General features: G+C 72.6%; 18 protein-coding genes. 3 read left to right on the plus strand and 15 right to left on the minus strand.

Features of this window, described 5'->3' with window-relative positions; genetic code table 11:
* Window positions 1-2 precede the first annotated feature (2 nt).
* The 13 genes from ACFY0I_RS13520 to ACFY0I_RS13580 form a co-directional block, all read right to left on the minus strand.
* Complete coding sequence (locus ACFY0I_RS13520) at window positions 3-668, minus strand: 1-hydroxy-2-methyl-2-butenyl 4-diphosphate reductase (RefSeq protein WP_388893996.1); 666 nt, start codon at window positions 666-668, stop codon at window positions 3-5.
* A complete protein-coding gene (gene shc / locus ACFY0I_RS13525; RefSeq protein WP_388893999.1) occupies window positions 668-2,740 on the minus strand; it encodes a squalene--hopene cyclase in 2,073 nt (690 codons plus the stop codon). The genes ACFY0I_RS13520 and shc overlap by 1 nt, the downstream gene beginning before the upstream one ends.
* Window positions 2,741-2,862: 122 nt before the next feature.
* On the minus strand, window positions 2,863-3,963 hold the full coding sequence (locus ACFY0I_RS13530) for a polyprenyl synthetase family protein (protein ID WP_388894002.1): 1,101 nt from the start codon (window positions 3,961-3,963) through the stop codon (window positions 2,863-2,865).
* A gap of 62 nt (window positions 3,964-4,025) precedes the next feature.
* Window positions 4,026-5,471, minus strand: a complete 1,446-nt coding sequence (gene hpnE, locus ACFY0I_RS13535) for a hydroxysqualene dehydroxylase HpnE (protein WP_388894005.1) — start codon at window positions 5,469-5,471, stop codon at window positions 4,026-4,028.
* A gap of 139 nt (window positions 5,472-5,610) precedes the next feature.
* Complete coding sequence (hpnD, locus tag ACFY0I_RS13540; RefSeq protein WP_388894008.1) at window positions 5,611-6,573, minus strand: presqualene diphosphate synthase HpnD; 963 nt, start codon at window positions 6,571-6,573, stop codon at window positions 5,611-5,613.
* A complete protein-coding gene (hpnC, locus tag ACFY0I_RS13545) occupies window positions 6,570-7,520 on the minus strand; it encodes a squalene synthase HpnC (RefSeq protein ID WP_388894011.1) in 951 nt (316 codons plus the stop codon). Before hpnC ends, hpnD begins: the two co-directional genes overlap by 4 nt.
* A 379-nt stretch (window positions 7,521-7,899) precedes the next feature.
* Window positions 7,900-8,682 carry an ABC transporter ATP-binding protein gene (locus ACFY0I_RS13550; RefSeq protein WP_388894013.1) on the minus strand — a complete coding sequence of 261 codons (783 nt, stop codon included), beginning with the start codon at window positions 8,680-8,682 and terminating at the stop codon, window positions 7,900-7,902.
* A complete protein-coding gene (locus tag ACFY0I_RS13555; RefSeq protein ID WP_388894016.1) occupies window positions 8,675-9,604 on the minus strand; it encodes an ABC transporter permease in 930 nt (309 codons plus the stop codon). The genes ACFY0I_RS13550 and ACFY0I_RS13555 overlap by 8 nt, the downstream gene beginning before the upstream one ends.
* 96 nt (window positions 9,605-9,700) lie before the next feature.
* Window positions 9,701-10,555: a glycosyltransferase family 2 protein gene (locus ACFY0I_RS13560; RefSeq protein WP_388894426.1), complete on the minus strand. Its 855-nt coding sequence runs from the start codon at window positions 10,553-10,555 to the stop codon at window positions 9,701-9,703.
* Window positions 10,556-10,590: 35 nt separating this feature from the next.
* On the minus strand, window positions 10,591-11,370 hold the full coding sequence (locus ACFY0I_RS13565; protein WP_388894019.1) for a CDP-alcohol phosphatidyltransferase family protein: 780 nt from the start codon (window positions 11,368-11,370) through the stop codon (window positions 10,591-10,593).
* Window positions 11,348-12,409 carry an iron-containing alcohol dehydrogenase family protein gene (locus ACFY0I_RS13570; protein ID WP_362875699.1) on the minus strand — a complete coding sequence of 354 codons (1,062 nt, stop codon included), beginning with the start codon at window positions 12,407-12,409 and terminating at the stop codon, window positions 11,348-11,350. The genes ACFY0I_RS13565 and ACFY0I_RS13570 overlap by 23 nt, the downstream gene beginning before the upstream one ends.
* Complete coding sequence (locus tag ACFY0I_RS13575) at window positions 12,397-13,149, minus strand: sugar phosphate nucleotidyltransferase (protein WP_388894023.1); 753 nt, start codon at window positions 13,147-13,149, stop codon at window positions 12,397-12,399. The genes ACFY0I_RS13570 and ACFY0I_RS13575 overlap by 13 nt, the downstream gene beginning before the upstream one ends.
* On the minus strand, window positions 13,146-14,924 hold the full coding sequence (locus ACFY0I_RS13580; RefSeq protein ID WP_388894429.1) for a DUF5941 domain-containing protein: 1,779 nt from the start codon (window positions 14,922-14,924) through the stop codon (window positions 13,146-13,148). Before ACFY0I_RS13580 ends, ACFY0I_RS13575 begins: the two co-directional genes overlap by 4 nt.
* 399 nt (window positions 14,925-15,323) lie before the next feature.
* Between ACFY0I_RS13580 and ACFY0I_RS13585 the strand changes: the two genes are divergently transcribed.
* Together ACFY0I_RS13585 and idi are read left to right on the plus strand one after the other, a co-directional pair.
* A complete protein-coding gene (locus ACFY0I_RS13585) occupies window positions 15,324-16,562 on the plus strand; it encodes a GNAT family N-acetyltransferase (protein ID WP_388894432.1) in 1,239 nt (412 codons plus the stop codon).
* Between the two features lie 140 nt (window positions 16,563-16,702).
* A complete protein-coding gene (idi, locus tag ACFY0I_RS13590; RefSeq protein WP_388894025.1) occupies window positions 16,703-17,302 on the plus strand; it encodes an isopentenyl-diphosphate Delta-isomerase in 600 nt (199 codons plus the stop codon).
* A gap of 15 nt (window positions 17,303-17,317) precedes the next feature.
* Here the strand turns inward: idi and ACFY0I_RS13595 are convergent, their stop codons facing one another.
* Window positions 17,318-17,815 (minus strand): ATP-binding protein, encoded by a 498-nt coding sequence (locus tag ACFY0I_RS13595; protein WP_388894028.1) that lies wholly within the window; start codon window positions 17,813-17,815, stop codon window positions 17,318-17,320.
* Between the two features lie 292 nt (window positions 17,816-18,107).
* Here ACFY0I_RS13595 and ACFY0I_RS13600 point away from each other — a divergent pair, with 292 nt between their 5' ends.
* The gene (locus tag ACFY0I_RS13600) at window positions 18,108-18,866 is read left to right on the plus strand and encodes an enoyl-CoA hydratase/isomerase family protein (protein WP_388894031.1); all 759 of its coding nucleotides are present in this window, start codon (window positions 18,108-18,110) and stop codon (window positions 18,864-18,866) included.
* Here ACFY0I_RS13600 and ACFY0I_RS13605 read toward each other — a convergent pair.
* Window positions 18,863-19,498, minus strand: coding sequence for a DJ-1/PfpI family protein (locus ACFY0I_RS13605; protein ID WP_388894033.1), 636 nt, complete (start codon window positions 19,496-19,498; stop codon window positions 18,863-18,865). The genes ACFY0I_RS13600 and ACFY0I_RS13605 overlap by 4 nt on opposite strands.
* Between the last annotated feature and the right edge of the window lie 88 nt (window positions 19,499-19,586).

Here is a 19,586-nt window from a genome sequence, read left to right on the forward strand (position 1 = left end):
GCTCACCTCCTGGGGAGCAGCGAAGAACGGTGCCATTCATGGAACGCGGGCAGTAGGGCACGCAGTACACGGAACGCCGATATTCCACCGCGGACGGTGCCGATGCGGACGAGCTCGTGCTCAGGAGCGTCCACGATCACCCGGACGGCCGCAACGGGGCGTCCCTCCCCCGTCGGGGTACGGACGGCCCGGGTGGCGGTCCACAAGGTGGCCGCCGACTCCATGTCGACCGCCACGGACCCGGTGGCGCCCAGCCGGGCCCGCTCCTGGCCGCGGACGACGTGGTCGGATCCGGACAGCGCGCCGGTGTGCACGGTCCGGTCCGGGAGGGCCCGGGCCAGGGCCTCGGCGAGCAGTCGGGTGCCGGTGCACGCGACGGTCCCGCGCGGGTCCCGGGTCTCGTCGGCGACGACCAGGTCGCCGGGGTGCATGCCGGGGACCAGTCCGGCGCAGAATCCGGTGGCGAGGACGGCCGCCCCCGCCATCCCCGGCCGCTCCAGCGCGCGGGCGACGGCCCGTTCGGCGGCGCGCGGCCCCATGCCCGTGCGCAGCACCGCGGCGGTGTCGCCCGCCGGACGTCCCGCGCTGCGCAGCGCCACCCGCTCGATGCGCAGCGCGCAGGCGATCAGCAGCGGTGCGGGCGGGGGCTGTGCCCCGGGGCCGGCCATCAGCACTCCTCGGAGAGGGCCGGGGCGGCGGTGGGGCGGCGTCCGTCGGGACCGAAGGGTTCCCCGTGCAGGTAGCGGCCCAGGGCTGTCAGCGGGAACACCTGCCGGTACAGGTGGTAGTTGATCGAGAAGTCCCAGGGGAAGCCGGTGCCGGTGAAGTACGGCTCGTCCCAGGTGCCGTCGGGACGCTGGGTCCCGACCAGGTGGGCGAGGCCCCGTTCGACGGCCTTGCCGTCGCGTTCCCCGGCCGACAGCAGGGCCATCAGCGCCCAGGCGGTCTGCGAGGGGGTGGACGCCCCCTTCCCGGCCCAGGAGCGGTCCTGGTAGGAGCGCTGGTCCTCGCCCCAGCCGCCGTCCTCGTTCTGTACGGACTCCAGCCAGCGCACGGCCCGCCGGACGGCGGGGTGGGACGTGGCGATGCCGGCGGCGGTGAGGGCCGGCAGGACCGATCCGGTGCCGTACACGTAGTTGGTGCCCCAGCGGCCGAACCAGCCGCCGTCCGCCTCCTGTTCGGCGAGCAACCAGGCGATGCCGCGTCGGGTCCGCGGGTCGGCGGCCCGGCCTTCGACGGCCAGCATCTCCACGACGTGGGCGGTGACGTCGGCGGACGGCGGATCGATGACCTCGCCGAAGTCGCAGAACGGCAGCCGGTTGGGGAGGGTGCGGGTGTTGTCGGCGTCGAAGGCGCCCCAGGCCCCGTTCCTCGACTGCATGCCGAGGTTCCAGGACACCCCGCGGGCGATGGCGGCCTCGACCTTCATCGGGTCGGGGTGGTCGATGCGGCGCAGCGCCAGCACCACCTCGGCGGTGTCGTCGATGTCGGGGTAGTTGTCGTTGTGGAACTCGAACGCCCAACCGCCGGGCGCCAGTCCGGGTCTGCGGACGGCCCAGTCGCCGGGGCGCCGGATCTCCTCGCCGACCATCCAGTCCGCGGCCTTGACGAGCGCCGGGTGGTCGGGGCGCACGCCCGCGTCGGCGAGGGCGATCGCGGCCAGACAGGTGTCCCAGACCGGCGACTGGCAGGCCTCGATCATCCGGGCGCCGTCCTCGCGCCACACGGCGAACCGGTCGAGCGACTCCAGACCGGCCCGCATGACCGGGTGGCCGAGGTCGTAGCCGAGCAGGTGCAGGGCGATGACGGAGTACACGGCGGGCGGCTGGATCCCGCCCCAGCAGCCGTCGTTCTCCTGCCGTTCGACGATCCACCGGCCGGCGCTGGCCATCGCGGCCCTGCGTACGGCCTTCGGGGCGAACCGGCGATAGACGTGCAGGGCCCTGTCCATCCGCTGGAAGACCCCGTCCCAGCTGGTCAGCGGGGCCGTGGGGGCGGCGGGACAGGGGTTGCGGGCGTCGGCGTGGAGTTCGTCCAGGACGAAGGGGGCCGGGCGGACGGGACGCAGCGCCGAGACCACGGTGAGCGGGACGATGGTCTGGCGGGCCCAGCAGCCGAAGTCGTAGATGTTGAGCGGCACCCAGGAGGGCAGGAACAAAAGTTCGGGCGGGAGTTCGGGCAGGTTCTCCCACTGCCACCAGCCGAAGAGCGCCAGCCAGATCCGGGTGAAGACCCGGGCGGCGGCGATCCCGCCGTGGGCGCGGATCCAGGCCGAGGCGCGCGACATGTGGGGGGCGTCGGGCGCGTCACCGGCGAGGCGCAGGGCGACGTACGCCTCGATGGTGGCGGAGAGTTCGGGGGGCCCGCCGTGGAAGGTGGCCCAGGTGCCGTCGTCCCGCTGCTCGCCGCGGATGAAGAGGGCGGCCGCCCGCGTCGTGGCCTCGTCCCGGATGCCGAGGAACTGCCGCAGCAGCAGGTCCTCGGCGTCCATGGTGACGTTGGTCTCCAGGTCGCCCTTCCACCATCCCGCCGGGTCCTGGCGTTCCAGCAGGTTGCGGGTGGCCCGGTCGGTGGCGTCCCGGACCCCGCGCAGGAGTTCGGGCGTGTGGTGGCCGGGCGGTGCGCCGGGCCCGGCCGGCCCGGCCGCGCCGCGCACGGCGTCCGCCGGGGCCTCGGCTCCGTCGTTTCGCGGATCAGCGCCGCCGGCCATCGCACCGCCGCCGTCGGTCGTCGCTGTCATGGCTTCCCCTCCGTGCAGTCTGCAGTGTCCTCTGCTGTGCTGGGGTTTGCCGTCGACCGATGTGCGCGCAGCAGGTGCGGCGTCGGCCGGCGACTAGCGCGATATCCGCTGTCGGGTGGCGATCACCTCTTGCGTACGACGACGAAGTCGGCGAGGGCGACGAGCTGGTCGCGCACCCGCTGCGGCATGTCGACGTCGTCCAGGGCGCGGATGGCGATCGCGTGCTGGCGGCGTGCCTCGTCGGCGGTCCACTGGCGGCCGCCCGCGGCTTCGATGAGGGCGGCGCGGGCCGCGAACTCCTCCTCGGAGAAGTTCTCGAAGTCGTTGCTCTTGGCGTCGGCGGCGAGGAGCCGGCCGAGCTCCTCGCAGGCGGGTCCGCCGGCCGCGAGCGCGGCGACGACGGGCAGGGACTTCTTGCGCTGGCGCAGGTCGCTCCAGGTCTGCTTGCCGGTCGCCTCCGGGTCGCCCCAGATGCCGAGGAGGTCGTCGACGGCCTGGAAGGCGAGGCCCAGGTGGTAGCCGTACTCCTCCAGCTTGTCGGCGGTGCGGTCGTCGGCGCCGCCGAGGACGGCTCCGATGGAGACCGCGCAGGCGAGGAGGGCGCCCGTCTTGTTGCCCTCCATCTCCAGGCACTCCTCGACGCTGACGCGCTCGCGGTGCTCGTAGGAGATGTCCTGCGCCTGGCCGTCGATCAGCTTGCGGCTGGCGGTGGTCAGGCGGCGGGCCGCGCGGCCCGCCTCGACGGTGCCCAGTTCCAGCAGGACCTCGTTGGCGAGGGCGAACAGGGCGTCGCCGACGAGGATGGCCAGGGCCGGGCCGTGGACCTTCCACACCGTGTCGCGGTGGCGGCGCTGCTCGTCGCCGTCCATCAGGTCGTCGTGCAGCAGCGAGAAGTTGTGGACGAGTTCCACGGCCACGGCGCCGGGGATCCCGACCTCGGCCGCGGCGCCCGCGGCTTCGGCGGAGAGCAGGGCCAGGGCGGGGCGGACGGCCTTGCCGCCGTCGCCGTCCGCCGCGTTGCCGTCGGCGTCGATCCAACCGAAGTGGTAGGCGGCGACGGTGTCCATGGGCGCCGCGAGCCGGTCCACTGCGGCGCGGAGCACGGGCGTCGACAGCGTGCGGCCGCGTTCCAGGAGCGCGAGCGTGTCCGCCTTCTCCAGGCCCCCTCCGGCCGTGCCCACACTGGCAGCCGTGTTCTCGACAGCCGGGTTCCCCGGGTTCACTGGCTCTCCTCTGGTTCCTGTACGTGCTGTTCGTGCTGTGCCTGTGGTGCTGGTGCCGGTCGTCATACCGCCTCCTGCAGCGGGTGTTCGCCGGGACGCCCGAGCGCTTCGAGTGCGGTGTGTGCCGCGCCGAGGCCACTGCGCACGGCCCCCTCCATGGTCGCGGGCCAACCGGTCGCGGTCCACGCTCCGGCGAGGTAGAGCCCCGGCGTGTCGGTCCGCGGACCGGGGCGCAGTCGGCCGACTCCGGGCGTGGGCGCGAAGGTCGCGGTCCGTTCCCGGGTGACGAAGAAGTCCCGTACCTTCGCTCCGCGGGCGGCCGGCAGCAGTCGCTCCAGCTCGGGCAGGTACTTGGCGCGCAGGACCGAGACGGGTTCCTCGATGTCGTCCTGGGCCACCGACTGCGACAGGGCCAGGTACTGGCCGCCGTCGGTCATGCCGGAGGCGTCGGTGCGGTCGAAGACCCACTGGACGGGCGAGCCGAGGGCCGCGAAGAAGGGCCGCTTGAGCACCTTGCGGTCGTAGACGACGTGGACGTTGAGGATGGGGGCGGTGCCGATGTCCAGGAGCTTGTCCGGGTCGGGCAGGGCCCCGGCGGGCAGCAGGGCGTGCGCCTCGCGCTGGGGGACGGCGAGGACGACGGTGCCCGCGTCGAAGGCCCCGTCCTCGGTGTCGACCCGCCAGGCGCCCTCCCCGGTGCGGGAGAGGGCGGTGACGCGGGTGCGCAGTGCGGTCGTCACGCCGGCCCTGTCGAGCGCCTTGCGGGCGAGGGTGTCGTGGAGGTCACCGAGCGGGACCTTGGCCCAGCCGATGTCGGCCGCCCCGTTCTCGGAGAGCAGGCCGGTCCTGAAGACCATGGCGGCCAGGCCGAGCGAGGACTGTTCGGCGGTGGCGTTGAGCGTGGCGATGCCGACGAGGTCCCACAGCGCCTCGATGGTGCGGGGGGACTGGCCGTAGCGGCGCAGCCAGGTGGCGAAGTCGAGTCCGTCGAGGGCCGGGTCGGTGGGGTCGAGGCGGCGCAGCGCGAGGGCCGCGCGCCCGACGGAGGCCCGCTCGGCGAGGGAGAGGTGCGGGTAGCGGGCCAGCGCCCCGGCCAGGTGCAGGGGTACGGGCAGGGCGCTGCGGCGCAGCCGGCCGAGGCGGGGGCCGCGCGGGTGGGCGACGTCGAGGACGGGGACGTCGAGCCGGTCCTGGAGCGGTGCGAGGTCGGCGCCGTCGACGCGGTCGAGGAACCACCGGTAGGCGGTGCAGCAGCGCAGGTAGACGTGCTGGCCGTTGTCGACGGTCAGGTCTCCGCGCTTGAAGGAGAAGGCGAGGCCGCCGAGGCGCGGGCGCCCTTCGAGCAGGGTGACCCGCAGTCCGGCGTCGGCGAGTTCGAGTGCGGCGGTGACTCCGGCGAGTCCGCCGCCCACGACGACGGCTCGGTTCTCGATGGCGCGGTCGTCGACGGGCCGGTCGTCGGCGGGCCGGCCACCGTGGTCGAGGCCGCCCCGGTCGCTGCCGCTCATGAACCCTCCCCCGCGCCGCGGTGCCCGGCCGGGCGCACCGGCGCGGGGGCTCGTCCGGCGGAGCCCGACGGGAAGGACGCGACGGCGGCCCGGGTGGTTGCCCGGTCGCCGGCGGCGCCGGGGTCCGTGGTGCGGTCCATCAGATCCGCCTCCGCGTGCTCTGGCGCGAGATGGTGCGCGCGTCGAGGCCCGACAGGCCGCGTACGGCGACGTACGCCTTCTCGTGCGGTGGCAGCGAGACGCGGCCGCGCAGGACGGCCTCGGGCTCGCGCTCGATGCGGTCGAGGAGGCGGCGGTAGATCCCGGCCATGGCGGCGACGCAGGCGCCGCTGCGCCGGTCGAGCAGGGGCAGCAGCCGGTAGCCCTCGACGAACAGGGCACGGGCGCGCCGGACTTCGTGGTGGACGAGTCCGGCGAAGTCGGAACCGGCAGGGGCCCGGTCGCCGCGGAAGCCTTCGGAGCAGCCGAACTTGGCGAGGTCCTCGGCGGGCAGGTAGGTGCGTCCGTTGGCGGCGTCCTCGCGGACGTCCCGCAGGATGTTGGTGAGTTGCAGGGCGAGGCCGAGGACGTCGGCGTACTCGTCGGCGCGGGCCGCCTCGGGGCCCGTGCCCCGCACGGTGCCGAACACGCCGAGGGAGAGCCGACCGATGGCTCCGGCGACGCAGCGGCAGTAGACCTTCAGGTCGTCCCAGGTCTCGTACTCCTGGCCGCGGACGTCCATCAGGACCCCGTCGATGAGTTCGTCGAGTCCGCCGAGCGGGATCGGGAAGCGGCGCGCGGCGTGCGCGAGGGCGACGGCGACCGGGTCGGTGTCGTCCTCGTCGATCTCCTCGGCCCGGATGCGGCCGAGGAGCGCGCGGGTCTCCTCCAGGCGGGCGAGCTTCGCCCCGGGCGGGAGCGTGCCGTCGCCGATGTCGTCGACGCGCCGGGAGAAGGCGTACAGCGCGGACATCGCCTGCCGCTTGTCGGTGGGCAACAGCCTGATGCCGTAGGCGAAGTTGCGTGCCTGCGTCCCGGTCACGGCCTCGCAGTAGCTGTAGGCCGCGATGACGGGTGCGGACGGTACGGACGCGTGTGTGGGGCCCTCCACGTTCGGGCTCACCCCTTTCTCGGCGCTGTGCGCAGGACGGCGGCCACCTCGCGGAGCAGGCCGCTCCGGGTGGGCTTGGGCGGTCCGGGAAGCGGGTCGAACCCGGCGTCCGAGACCGCTCGGAGGGCGGCGCGCCCTCCTCCCACGAAGCCCGCGAGCAACAGTCGGAGCCTGCCGTGGACGCTGCCCACGAGCGGGATGCCCTGGTCCAGGAGTCGGCGTGCGCGTTCGGCCTCGAAGGCGATCAGGGCGCGGACGGACGCGCCGGCGGTCGGCGCCTTGAGGTCGGCCTCGGTGACGTGGAAGCGGCGCATGTCCTCGGCGGGGAGGTAGACGCGGTCGCGACCGAGGTCCTCGGCGACGTCCTGGAGGTGCTCGGCGATCTGGAGGCCGGTGCAGACGGCGTCGGAGAGGCGGACCCGCTCGGGGGTGCTCGTTCCGGTGAGGGAGAGCACGAGGCGGCCCACGGGGTTGGCGGAGAGCTCGCAGTAGGCCAGGAGGTCCGCGTACGTCTCGTAGCGCGCGACCCGCTGGTCCTGGCGGTTGGCCCCGATGAGCCCGAGGAAGGGTTCCGGGGTCAGGTCGTGGGCACGGACGACGGGCGGGAGGGCCAGCAGCAGCGGGTGGCGCGGGGGGCCGTCCGTACCGCCGAAGACCCGCATGAGGTCGGCTTCGAGGGCGTCGAGCATGGCGTCGCGGTCGTCCGAGGCGGCGGGGTCGAGGCCCAGGAGGACCGCGTCGCGGCCACCGGGGGCGAGGTCGCCGTCGCCGATGTCGTCGACGAGTCGGGCGTACCCGTACACCGCCATCAGGCCCGCGCGCCAGGCGCGGGGAAGGAACGCGGGGGCGACGGGGAAGTTCTCGGCGGCGGCCTTGCCGAGGGTGGCGCGGGCGTGGGGGTCCAGCGTCCCGTCGGGGGCTCCGGGGCCGCCGGGCCGGATGCCTTGCCCGGGGGTCACCGCCCGCCGCCCGGGGCGGGGACGGCCACTGTGCCTGGGGGCCGGAGAATTCCCGTAGCCATTGCCGTCACATCTCCCGTTCTACACTGCCGAACCAAGTCATCCTATTTCGGACACGCCGCCGGAGTTTACCCGGGGTACCCGGGGAGTTTCGGCTGCGGGGATTCGTCCCCTCTTGGCGCGATGGAGAACTGGTCCAGCTTACGCTGTACAACGCCGCGGGGGCCTATCGGGTATTCACCGGAGCACGGAATGTCGCCCCGTCCCGAATTCCGCGCCGACCCCGCATCCCGCTTCCCCGCTCCGGGCCCCGCGGGCGCACGGCGAGGCCCCCGCCGCGGACGCGGCAGGGGCCCGGGTACCTGCGAGGATCCGCAGGTCAGTGGCCGGAGGCCTTCTCGTACGCCGAGACGACTTCCTCGGTGGGCCCGTCCATCAGGAGTTCGCCCTTCTCCAGCCACAGCACCCGGCTACAGGTGTCGCGGATGGACTTGTTGTTGTGGCTCACGAGGAAGACCGTGCCGGCCTTCTCCCGCAGTTCGCGGATGCGCGCCTCGGAGCGGACCTGGAACTTCCGGTCACCGGTGGCGAGCGCCTCGTCGATCATCAGGACGTCGTGGTCCTTGGCGGCCGCGATCGAGAAGCGCAGGCGCGCCGCCATTCCCGAGGAGTAGGTGCGCATCGGAAGGGAGATGAAGTCCCCCTTCTCGTTGATCCCCGAGAAGTCGACGATGTCCTCGTACCGCTCCCTGATCTGCTCGCGGGTCATGCCCATCGCGAGTCCGCCGAGGACGACGTTGCGCTCACCCGTCAGGTCGTTCATCAGAGCGGCGTTGACGCCGAGCAGGGACGGCTGGCCGTCGGTGTAGACCTTGCCGGACTCGCACGGCAGGAGGCCGGCGATGGCGCGCAGCAGGGTGGACTTGCCGGAGCCGTTCGACCCGATCAGGCCGATGGCCTCACCCCGGTACGCGGTGAAGGAGACGCCGCGCACCGCGTGCACCCGGCGCACGCCGGGGGCCTCGCCCTTGGGGCGTCGGATGATCTTGCTCAGCGCGGCGGTCGCCGCGCCCTTGCCGGCGCCGCCGGTGTTGACGCGGTAGACGATGTGGACGTCGTTCGCGATCACGGTGGGGACGTGTCCGTCGGTCTTGTCAGCCACGGCCGTAACGCTCCTCAGCCTTCCAGAAGTACACGAAGCCGCCGAGGCCGATCACCACGGCCCAGCCCACGGCGAAGAGCCATACGTGCGGGGGCAGGTTGCTCGCACCGTAGTCGTCGATCAGCGCGAACCGGATGAGGTCCATGTAGATCGCGACGGGGTTCCACAGCAGCACGTCGCTGATCCACTGCGGCTGGTCCTTGAGGTAGATGCCGATCGGGAACATCACGCCCGAGGCGTACATCCAGGTGCGCATCACGAACGGCATCAGCTGCGCGAGGTCGGGGGTCTTGGAACCCATCCGCGCGAAGATCATGGCGAGGCCGGTGTTGAAGACGAACTGCAGCGCCAGCGTCGGGATCACCAGCAGCCAGGAGAGCCGCGGGTAGTTGCCGAAGCTCACGGCGATCACGAAGACGACCACCATCGAGTACAGCAACTGCTGGAGCTGCTGCAACGAGAAGGACACCGGCAGGGCGGCTCGCGGGAAGTGCAGGGCGCGCACCAGGCCGAGGTTGCCGGAGATCGCCCGCACACCCGCCATCACCGAGCTCTGCGTGAAGGTGAAGACGAAGATGCCCATCATCAGGAACGGCACGTAGACGCCCTTGGGCATCTCCTTGCCCGCTCCGAGGATCAGGCCGAAGATCAGCCAGTAGACGGCCGCGTTCAGCAGGGGGGTCGCCACCTGCCAGACCTGGCCGAGCTTCGCCTGGCTGTACTGCGCGACCAGCCTGGCCCGGGAGAACGCCATGATGAAGTGGCGCCGCCCCCAGAGCTGGCGGACGTACGGGCCCAGAGCGGGGCGGGCCCCGCTCACGGACAGGCCGTACTTCCTGGCGAGCTCCTCGGGGCTCAGTCCCGCGTCTTCGGACACCGGCCTGCTCGTGGCGATGGCGCCGTCGTGGGTTGTGTCACTCACAAGTCGAAACTTTCCGTCTTCAAGATGCGGCAGAAGGGGCATCGGGCTGCAACGCCGGACCCGTGACCGGGGCCCATCGTCGCAGACACGGGCTTGTCAGATGACAGGCGGTCGGCCGAGCCGGGTCAGCCGCCACACGGTACGCCACCTCATCGGACGTCTGGGACCGCAGGGAGTGGTCCAGCCCTCCTTGAAGCCGCCGAACCAGGCCTTGAGGGCAGGTCCCGACGGCTTGCGCACGAGCGTCAGCGCGAGCCAGACGCCCAGGTAGACCGGCACCAGTGGGGCGGGCAGGTTCCGACGGGCGAGCCACACCCGGTTACGGGCCACCATACGGTGGTAGACCGCGTGCCGGGAGGGGGCGGTCGTCGGGTGCAGCAGCACCATGTCCGCCCGGTAGTCGATCGACCACCCGGCGTCGAGGGCCCGCCAGGCCAGGTCGGTTTCCTCGTGGGCGTAGAAGAATTCGCCCGGCAGCGTTCCGACCTGCTCGAACACCTTCGTGCGGACGGCGTTCGCGCCGCCCAGGAAGGTGGTCACGCGGGAGGAGCGCATCGGGTCCGAGGCGCGCAGCCGGGGCACGTGCCGGCGCTGGGTGGCGCCGGTGTCGGGGTCGGCGATGCGGAAGCTGACGATGCCGAGCGCCGGGTCCTCGGTGAAGGCCTGCCGGCACAGCTCCGCGGTGTCGGTGCGCTCCAGCAGGCCGTCGTCGTCCAGGAACAGCAGGACGTCGACGTCGCGGCCGCCGGGGCCGAAGGCCTCGATGCCCGCGTTGCGGCCGCCGGGGATGCCCAGGTTCTCGGGCAGCTCCACGGTGCGCACGCCCTCGGGGACACCCGTCTCCGGGGTCAGCGCCACGCCCTGGCCGACGACGACGACCTCGACCGGGTCGCCGTCCTGCCGGGCGACGGACTCGATCAGGGCCTTGAGGTCGTCGGGGCGGTTGCCCATGGTGATGACGACCGCGCCGACGCGCAGCGGGGCGCTCACCGGAGCCTGCTCGACGCGAGGACGGAGACCAGGTGCAGCACGGTCTGCAGCAGGGCGATGCCGGCGAGGACGGCGACACCGAGCCGGGTGAAGAACAGGTCGCCCCGGACCTGGTCGAGCACGGCCAGCAGCAGGATGAGCAGCGAGGCCTCGATGCCCAGGACGAGGCGGTGGAACTTCAGCGCGGCCGCGGCCCGGCGGGCCAGCGCCATGCCGGAGGAACGCGGCTCGGAGGCGGCCTCCTGGACGGGCGGCTTGCCCACCTGGTGGCGGGCGACACCGACCAGGTCGGTCTCGGCCTTGATCAGGATCGCGCCGAGCGCCGCCAGGGTGCCCAGGAAGGCCCACAGCCAGTCGATGCGGCCTGTCCCCCACAGGTCACTGGCGCGCAGGCCGAAGCCGACCAGGACCGCCGCGTCGCACAGGTAGGCGCCGACGCGGTCGAGGTAGACCCCGGACAGCGAGAACTGCTTCTTCCAGCGGGCAACCTCGCCGTCGACGCAGTCGAGCAGCAGGTACAGCTGGACCATGACCACGCCGAGGACGGCGCCCCACACGCCCGGCACCAACAGGGCCGGGGCGGCGAGGACGCCGGCCAGGGTCATCACGTAGGTCAGTTGGTTGGGCGTGACCTTGGTGGTGACCAGCAGGCGGGTGATGCGCAGGGAGATCTCGCGCATGTACAGGCGGCCGCCCCAGTGCTCCCCGCTGCGCCGGTCCTTCACGCCCGCCGGGTGAACGACGGGCCGGAGTTCAGCTACGGATGGTCTTGGCATAGTCGGCGTAAGCGTCCCTGATCTCGGCGGCGGACAGGTTGAGGTGTTCCAGGATGGTGAAGCGTCCCGGACGGGTCTGGGGGGCGTACTCGACGGCCGCGACGAACTCCTCGACGCTGAACCCGATCTCCTCGGGCAGCACGGGCAGTCCGTGACCGCGCAGCACCTCGACGAAGAGCCCGGCCTTCTCGGCGGCCCCGCGCAGGTGCATGGCGAAGGCGGCGCCGATGCCGACCTGCTCGCCGTGCAGCGCGGAGCGGCCCGGGTAGAGCAGGTCGAAGGCGTGGCTGATCTCGTGGCAGGCGCCGGAGGAGGGCCTGCTGTCGCCGCTGATCGACATGGCGATGCCGGACAGCACGAGGGCCTCGGAGAGCACGGTGAGGAACTCGTCGTCCCCGCAGCCGCCGGGGTGGCGGAGCACGGACTCGCCGGCGGTGCGGGCCATGGCGGCCGCGAGGCCGTCGACGGCCTCGCCGGTGATCGCGTGCGAGAGCTCCCAGTCGGCGATGGCCGAGATGTTGGAGATCGCGTCGCCGATGCCCGCGCGGATGAACCGCACCGGGGCGTCCTTGATCACGTCGAGGTCGATGACCATCGCGATCGGGGTGGGCACCCCGTAGGAGCCGCGCCCGTTGTCGTTGTCCAGGATGGACACAGGGGAGCAGATCCCGTCGTGCGACAGGTTGGTGGCGACGGCCACCATGGGCAGCCCGACCCGCGCCGCGGCGTACTTCGCCACGTCGATGATCTTGCCGCCGCCCAGGCCCACGACGGCGTCGTAGCGGCGGCCCTTTATGTCGTCGGCCAGCTTGACCGCGGAGTCGATGGTGCCGTCGACGACCGGGTACCAGTCGGCGTGCGGCAGGACGGGTTCCAGCTTGGCGCGCAGCGCCTGACCGGAGCCCCCGCTGATCGCGATGGCGAGTTTGCCGGACGCGGAGATGCGCTGGTCGGCGAGCAGGCCGGCCAGGTCGTCCATCGCCCCCCGGCTGATGTCGACGACAACGGGCGAGGGGATCAGCCGCGTCAGTACTGGCATGCGATCGTCCGGCCCTTGGCGAGGTCGTCGTGGTTGTCGATCTCGACCCACTTGACGTCACCGATGGGAGCGACGTCGATGGTGAAGCCGTCGTTCACGAGCTGCTGGTAGCCGTCCTCGTAGTAGAGGTCGGGGTCGCGCTCGAAGGTGGTCTTCAGGGCCTCGGCCAGCTGCTCGGCGGCCTCGGGCTCGATGAGCGTGACGCCGATGTACTCGCCCGTGGCGTCGGCGGGGTCCATCAGCTTGGTGATCTTCCGCACGCCCCGGCCCTCGGCGGTGACGACCTTCATCTCCTCGTCGGCCAGGCTCTTGACCGTGTCGAGGGCGAGGATGATCTTCCGGCCCTCGCCGCGGGCGGCGAGCAGGGTCTTCTCGACCGACACGGGGTGGACGGTGTCGCCGTTGGCGAGGATCACGCCCTGCTTGATGACGTCACGCGCGCACCACAGGGAGTAGGCGTTGTTCCACTCCTCGGCCTTGTCGTTGTCGATCAGCGTGATCGTGACGCCGTACTTGGCCTCCAGGGCCTCGCGGCGCTCGTACACGGCTTCCTTGCGGTAGCCGACGACGACGGCGACCTCGGTGAGGCCGACCTCCGCGAAGTTGCCCAGGGTCAGGTCGAGGACCGTCAGGCTCTCCTCCTGGCCCTCGGGGCCGACGGGCACGAGGGCCTTGGGCAGGGTGTCGGTGTAGGGACGCAGGCGGCGTCCGGCACCGGCAGCGAGTACAAGGCCGATCATGCTGGTTCTCCTTCGTCATGTACGGCGGGTGCTCCGGAGGAGACCCAGAAGCGGATGCTCTCCACGAGCACCACCAGTGCCACGAACACGGCCATGGCCGTGAGCGCGACGGGGAACGCGTCACGGGCGAGGACGGTGGCCAGGACCACGGTCAGCAGGACCCGGCCCTCGTGGCCGCCGGTCACCCGCACCAGCCAGTGCGGGGGCGCGCCCGAGCCACCACGGATGCGGTAGACCGTGTCGTAGTGATGGTAGGCGACCGCCGCGACCAGTCCGAATGCGGCGGGAAGGGCTCCGGGCACGTCCGCCTTCCAGGCGAGGACGAGGACCGTCACGTACTCGGCGAACCGGAAGAACGGCGGGATCAGCCAGTCGAGGGAGCCCTTGAGGGGCCGCTCGACCGCCGCCCCGGAGATCACGACGTAGACCAGGGCCGTCCCGATCAGCCAGGGGTCGCCGAAGTCGCGGGTGAGGGCGGCGCCGGTCAGCAGCAGCGAGGCGAGCCCCGCCAGCCACACCGCGGCCCGGTCGGGCCGCTTGCCGGTTCGGGCGGAGGTCCAGGCGAGCACCGCGGAGTCGGCGAGGTCCGCGAGGGCCTGCGCCGCCCGGTCGGTACGGGTCGCCTTGCGCGTGAGGGAGCGCAGGACGCGGCCGGCGGTCGTGTAGAGGGCCCCGAAGGCGCAGCCGATGAGCAGCGCGTAGAAGACCACGCGGGGGGTGGTGACGGCGGTCAGGACCGCGATCATCGCCCAGCGCTCACCGATCGGCAGGATGATCATCCGCCGGACCCAGACCGTCCAGCCGACGCTGTCGAGCCGGTCGGACAGGGCGGCGGTGGGACTCGTGTTGGCGGTCGCGTCGTGGTTCGCCTCGTTGAAGGAGAAGTCGACGACGTGCCGGCAGGTCATGAGGATCATCGCGCCGAGGGCCAGGCCCCAGACGTCGTCGCCGTTCCTGGCCGCGCCGAGCGCGAGGCCCGCGTAGAAGGAGTACTCCTTCGCCCGGTCGAAGGTCGCGTCGAGCCAGGCGCCCATCGTCGAGTACTGGAGCGAGTAGCGGGCGAGCTGCCCGTCGGTGCAGTCCAGGACGAAGGAGACGAGCAGCAGCACACCGGCCGCGACGTAACCCCAGCGGTCACCGGTGGCGGCGCAGCCCGCCGCGATCAACGCGGTGATCAGCGAGGCCGTGGTGACCTGGTTCGGGGTGAGGCCGCGGCGCGCGCACCAACGGGCGATGTAGCGGGAGTAGGGGCTGATGAAGAAGGTGGTGAAGAACCCGTCGCGGGACTTGACCGCGGTCCGCAGCCGGACGGCCTCGTCGTCCACGGCCGCGACGGCGGCGACGGCGCTCTCGCGCTCCGCCTCACCGGCGGGCACGGCGGCGACGAGCGTGCCGAGTTCGGGTCGTTGGACCGTCGTGCCGGAGCCTTCGACGGCGGCCGCGAGCCGGTCGGGGTAGGGCCCGGCGCCGAGCGCCTCGGGCGCGAGGGCCACGGCCTCGTCGAGGGCGGCGCGGGCGTCACCCCGTACGGCGAGCGCGCCGGTGACGGCGCAGGCGTCGAAGCGGGGGTCGGTCAGCGCGAGGCGCAGGGCGTGGACGTGCCCGACGAAGGCACTGTCGACGACGGCCACGCGCTGGTCGGCCGGTACGTCGGCCAGGGCCGCGGCGGCGTCTTCGGGACCGGTGACCGGGCGGACGTCGAACCCGAGCGACAGCAGCTCGTCCGAAAGCGGCGATCCGGGTACCGGCGGGCCGGTGAGGATGACGGTCGGCAGACGAACTCACTCCTTGCAGCGCGTACGGGACGGCCGCCACGAGGGGTGGCGGCACGTCGGCAGAGGCTATCGGATGAATGGAAGCCGGCATTCATCAGCTGTTTACGGCCGGATGTTACGGTGGACGAAGACGTGTTCGACTTGTGTAAACACGTCTCGGAACATCGGGTCGGCACACGAGCGGGAAAGAGGTGGGGTTGATGACCGTCGTAGTGGTCGCGACCAAGCGCGGCGAACTCCGGGACCTCACCACTTCCTTCCGGGCGTCCGGCCGGGTCTGATCCCAGCGATCGACCCCGTCGGCCGGAGCCCCCTTCTCAAGGGTTCACGTTGACCGACCACACCAGCACCACCGGTTCATCCTCCGACGCCTCCGACGAGGCCGTCCTCGCGGCCTTCATGGAGCTGCACCGGGGCCTGCCCCGCCAGTCCCCGGGCTCCGACGCGTCCACGCGCCGGCTGCTGTCCCTGTGCGGACCGCTGCCCGAGCGGCCGCGCGTCCTCGACATCGGCTGCGGCCCCGGCCGCAGCGCCCTGCTGCTCGCCGCCGAGGCGGGCGGCGCGGGCCTCGCCGAGGTGACCGCCGTCGACCTGTACGAACCGTTCCTCGACGAACTCCGCGGCGCCGCCGCGGCCCGCGAGCTCACCGACCGCGTGCGCGCCGTCAGGGCGGACATGGGCGCGCTCCCCTTCGAGGACGGCTCCTTCGACCTCGTGTGGGCGGAGGGCTCCGCCTACGTCATCGGCTTCGACCGGGCGCTCGCGCAGTGGAAGCGACTGCTCGCGCCCGGCGGCACGCTCGTGCTGAGCGAGTGCGAGTGGACCGTGGCGCGACCCTCCGCCGGGGCGCGGGCCTTCTGGGACCCGCGGTACCCGCTGCGCCGACCCGCCCGCAACCTGGCCGCCGCACAGGCGGCCGGGTACCGCGTGCTGGGCGTCCACCCCCAACCCGACTCCGACTGGGCCGAGTACTACGGCCCGCTCGGCGAACGCGTCCGGGACGCCGACGCCACGCCCGCCGCGGCGGGCGTCGCCCTGGCCTCCGTGCGCGAGGAACTCGACGTACGGGTGCGGCACGGGCACGAGTACGGGTACACGGGCTACGTCCTGGGTCCGGTGACCGCCGGCGCCGACGGGCGGTGGCCGGCCCGGCCGGAGACCCCGGCCGACGCGGCCGGCGTGCGCGCCGTCAACCTCGCGGCCTTCGAGACCCCGTCGGAGGCGGACCTCGTGGACGCGCTGCGCGCCGACGCGTCCTGGCTGCCGGGGCTGTCGTACGTCGCCGAGGCGCCCGACGGGTCGGTGGCGGCGCACGCCCTGCTGACCCGCTGCGAGGTGGACGGGACGCCGGCGCTCGCGCTCGCCCCGGTCGCCACCGACCCCGCGCACCAGCGTTCGGGGGCCGGGAGCAGCGTCGTACGGGCCCTGCTCGCGGCGGCCCGGGAGCGGGGTGAGGCACTGGTCCTGGTGCTCGGACACCCCGAGTACTACGCGCGCTTCGGCTTCACGCCGGCGTCGCGGTTCGGGATCCGGGCACCCTTCGAGGTGCCGGACGAGGCCATGATGGCGCTCGTACTGGACGACCGGGTCCCCGTCCCCACGGGCACCATCCGCTACCCGGCGCCGTTCGGCGTCTGACACTTCGCGTGACCCGCTGACGCTCCGCCCCCCATCGCCTATCACGCGATGGGGGGCGGACATGCGTGGATCACGCGAAGTGGGGATGAGCCCCTTTTGTACGGCAGACTGAAGGTCGAAGTCCGAAGCGAAGGATGGGTATGCCGACCACACCAGCCACCGCCGCGCAGAGCGGGTTCCCCGGCGCCGGCACTCCGGAAGCGATCATGCTCGAACTGGTCGACGAAGCCGGCAACACCATCGGCACGGCGGAGAAGTTGTCCGCCCACCAGGCCCCCGGTCTGCTGCACCGGGCGTTCTCCGTGTTCCTCTTCGACGAGCAGGGCCGACTGCTGCTCCAGCAGCGCGCCCTCGGGAAGTACCACTCCCCCGGCGTCTGGTCGAACACGTGTTGCGGTCACCCCTACCCGGGCGAGTCCCCGTTCGCGGCGGCGGCCCGGCGCACCCATGAGGAGCTGGGGCTGTCCCCGTCGCTGCTCGCGGAGGCCGGGACCGTGCGGTACAACCATCCGGACCCCGCGTCCGGGCTGGTCGAGCAGGAGTACAACCACCTGTTCGTGGGACTCGCGCAGGCCGCGCCGAAGCCGGATCCGGAGGAGGTCGGCGACACCGCGTTCGTCACCGCCGGGGAACTGGCGAAGCGGCACGCCGAGTTGCCGTTCTCGGCCTGGTTCATGACCGTGCTGGACGCGGCGCGGCCCGCGATCCGTGAGCTGACCGGCGACGCGGCGGGCTGGTAGGGCGCCACGGCCCGGTCAGGCCGTGGGGGTGCGCGGGGTGGTCAGGGGCAGGGCGGCCCAGATCACCTTGCCGCCCGTCGAGGTGTGCTCGACGTCGCAGACGCCACCGGCCTCCAGCGTCACCTCGCGGACGAGGAGCAGGCCCCGGCCGCCGGTCTGGCCGAAGTCGGCCTCCAGCGCCTTGGGGCGGTAGGGGTGGTTGTCCTCGACGGCCACCCGTACCCAATCGCGACCCACCGCGACCTCGACGGCCACCTCCGGGGAGAGCAGGGCCGCGTGCCGCACGGAGTTCGTCACCAGTTCGGAAACGATCAGCAACAGGGAGTACACCAGGTCCTGATGGGCCGGCACCCCCTGTCGGCCGAGCAGGTCACGGACCGCCCGGCGGGCCTGCGGAACGGATTCTTCTACCGCCGGCGCCGTGAAGCGCCACACTCCCTCGTACGCGAGGGGGTCCGCCGGAGCAGGCGCCTCACCTCCCCCGGCTGGCGGGACGTTCCCGCTGTCTGTCATTTTCCGGCCCCCGTCTTCGCGCTCGATCGTCTCCACGCGTCAAGAGTGGGGAACAGCCTGGTCCGGACCGGACCCCTGACCAGAAGTCAGCGTCAATCGGACACTTTCTGACCACTGGCGTATGACAGAGTCAGTTGTTGGACGGTTCCTGATCCGGTCCGGGTGCTTCGCGGACGGTCTCCCGCGCCCCGTCCGCCGCGTCCGGCCCGCCCGCTCCCTCGTCCTCCCTGACCCCCCGGGGTGGGACTCCCCCTTGGTCATGGGATCGGCGGGCCCGGATAGCATCCGGCGCATGGACGCAGCCCGGGACGCAACCCTCTCCCACACCGTCGCCGACGGGGTGGCCACCGTCGTCATCTCGCACCCCGCCAAGCGGGGCGCCATGACCGCCGCGATGTGGCGTGCGCTGCCCGCGCTGCTGCCGGGGCTCGCGGCCGATCCCGCCGTACGGGTGCTGGTGCTGACCGGGGCCGGTGGCACCTTCTGCGCGGGCGCCGACATCTCCTCGCTCACCGGGGACGACGACCCCCGGGCGCTGTCCGTGGCGGCGGAGGAGGCCCTCGCCGCGTTCCCCAAGCCCACCCTGGCCGCCATCCGCGGGCACTGCGTGGGCGGCGGGAGCCAGCTCGCGGCGGCCTGCGACCTGCGTTTCGCCGAGCAGGGGGCCACCTTCGGGGTGACTCCGGCGAGGCTGGGCATCGTCTATCCGGCCTCCTCCACCCGGCGACTGACCTCGGTCGTCGGCCCGGCCTGGGCCAAGTACCTGCTGTTCTCCGCCGAGTTGATCGACGCGGAGCAGGCCCTGCGGGCCGGGTTCCTGAACGAGCTGCTGCCCGCCGGTGAACTCGACAAGCGGGTGGCCGAGTTCACCCGCGTCCTGACCACCCGTTCCTGGCTGACCCAGGCGGCGGCCAAGGAGTTCGTGGAAGGACGCACCGACCGTGACGCCCACTGGGCGCAGCGGGCCGCGGCGAGCGGCGACGCCGTGGAGGGCGTCGCCGCGTTCCTGGAGCGCCGGGCTCCGGTCTTCGGTCCGCCGACCGCGGATTAGGCCGTCGCCTTCGGCCCGGCGCCGCGCAGCCTGGCGACGATGTCGGCCGGGGCCTTGTCCGGGGAACCGGCGTCGTACGGCGGCTGGGGATCGTACTCGCACATCAGCTGCACGGTCTGCGCGTACGTGTCCCCGGCGATCCGACCCAGCAGACCGAGGCCCATGTCGATGCCGGACGACACCCCGGCGGCGGTGACGTACTTGCCGTCGTACACCACCCGCTCGCCGGTGGGCTCGGCGCCGAAGGGGACCAGCTGCTCCAGGTAGAGCCAGTGGCTCGCGGCCCGGCGACCGTCGAGCAGCCCGGCGGCGGCCAGCAGCAGGGAACCGGTGCAGACCGAGGTGGTCCAGGTGGTGGTGGCGTCGACCCCGCGCAGCCAGTCGAGGACCACGGGGTTCTTCATCTCCAACTCGGGGTGCGGGCCGCCGGGCACGACGACGATGTCGGGGCGGGTCACCTCGCCCAGCGCCCGGTCCGCGACGAGGGCGAGCGAACCGTTGTCGGTCCGCACCGGCCCGGGGCGCTCGGACACGAAGACGGTCTCCGCGCCGTCGAGCCGGCCGAGGGTGTCGAAGGGGCCGATGGCGTCGAGGGCGGTGAAGCGGTCGTAGAGCAGTACGGCGATCTGCATGGCTCCTCCGGAGCTGTGGTCGGGCGGACCGGACCGGTTCCTGGTCCGGTAGTCGGGTGCGGGCGTCGGGTGCGGGTGGGGATGTCGG

This window comes from Streptomyces sp. NPDC001568 (assembly GCF_042893755.1).
Lineage (GTDB): Bacteria > Actinomycetota > Actinomycetes > Streptomycetales > Streptomycetaceae > Streptomyces.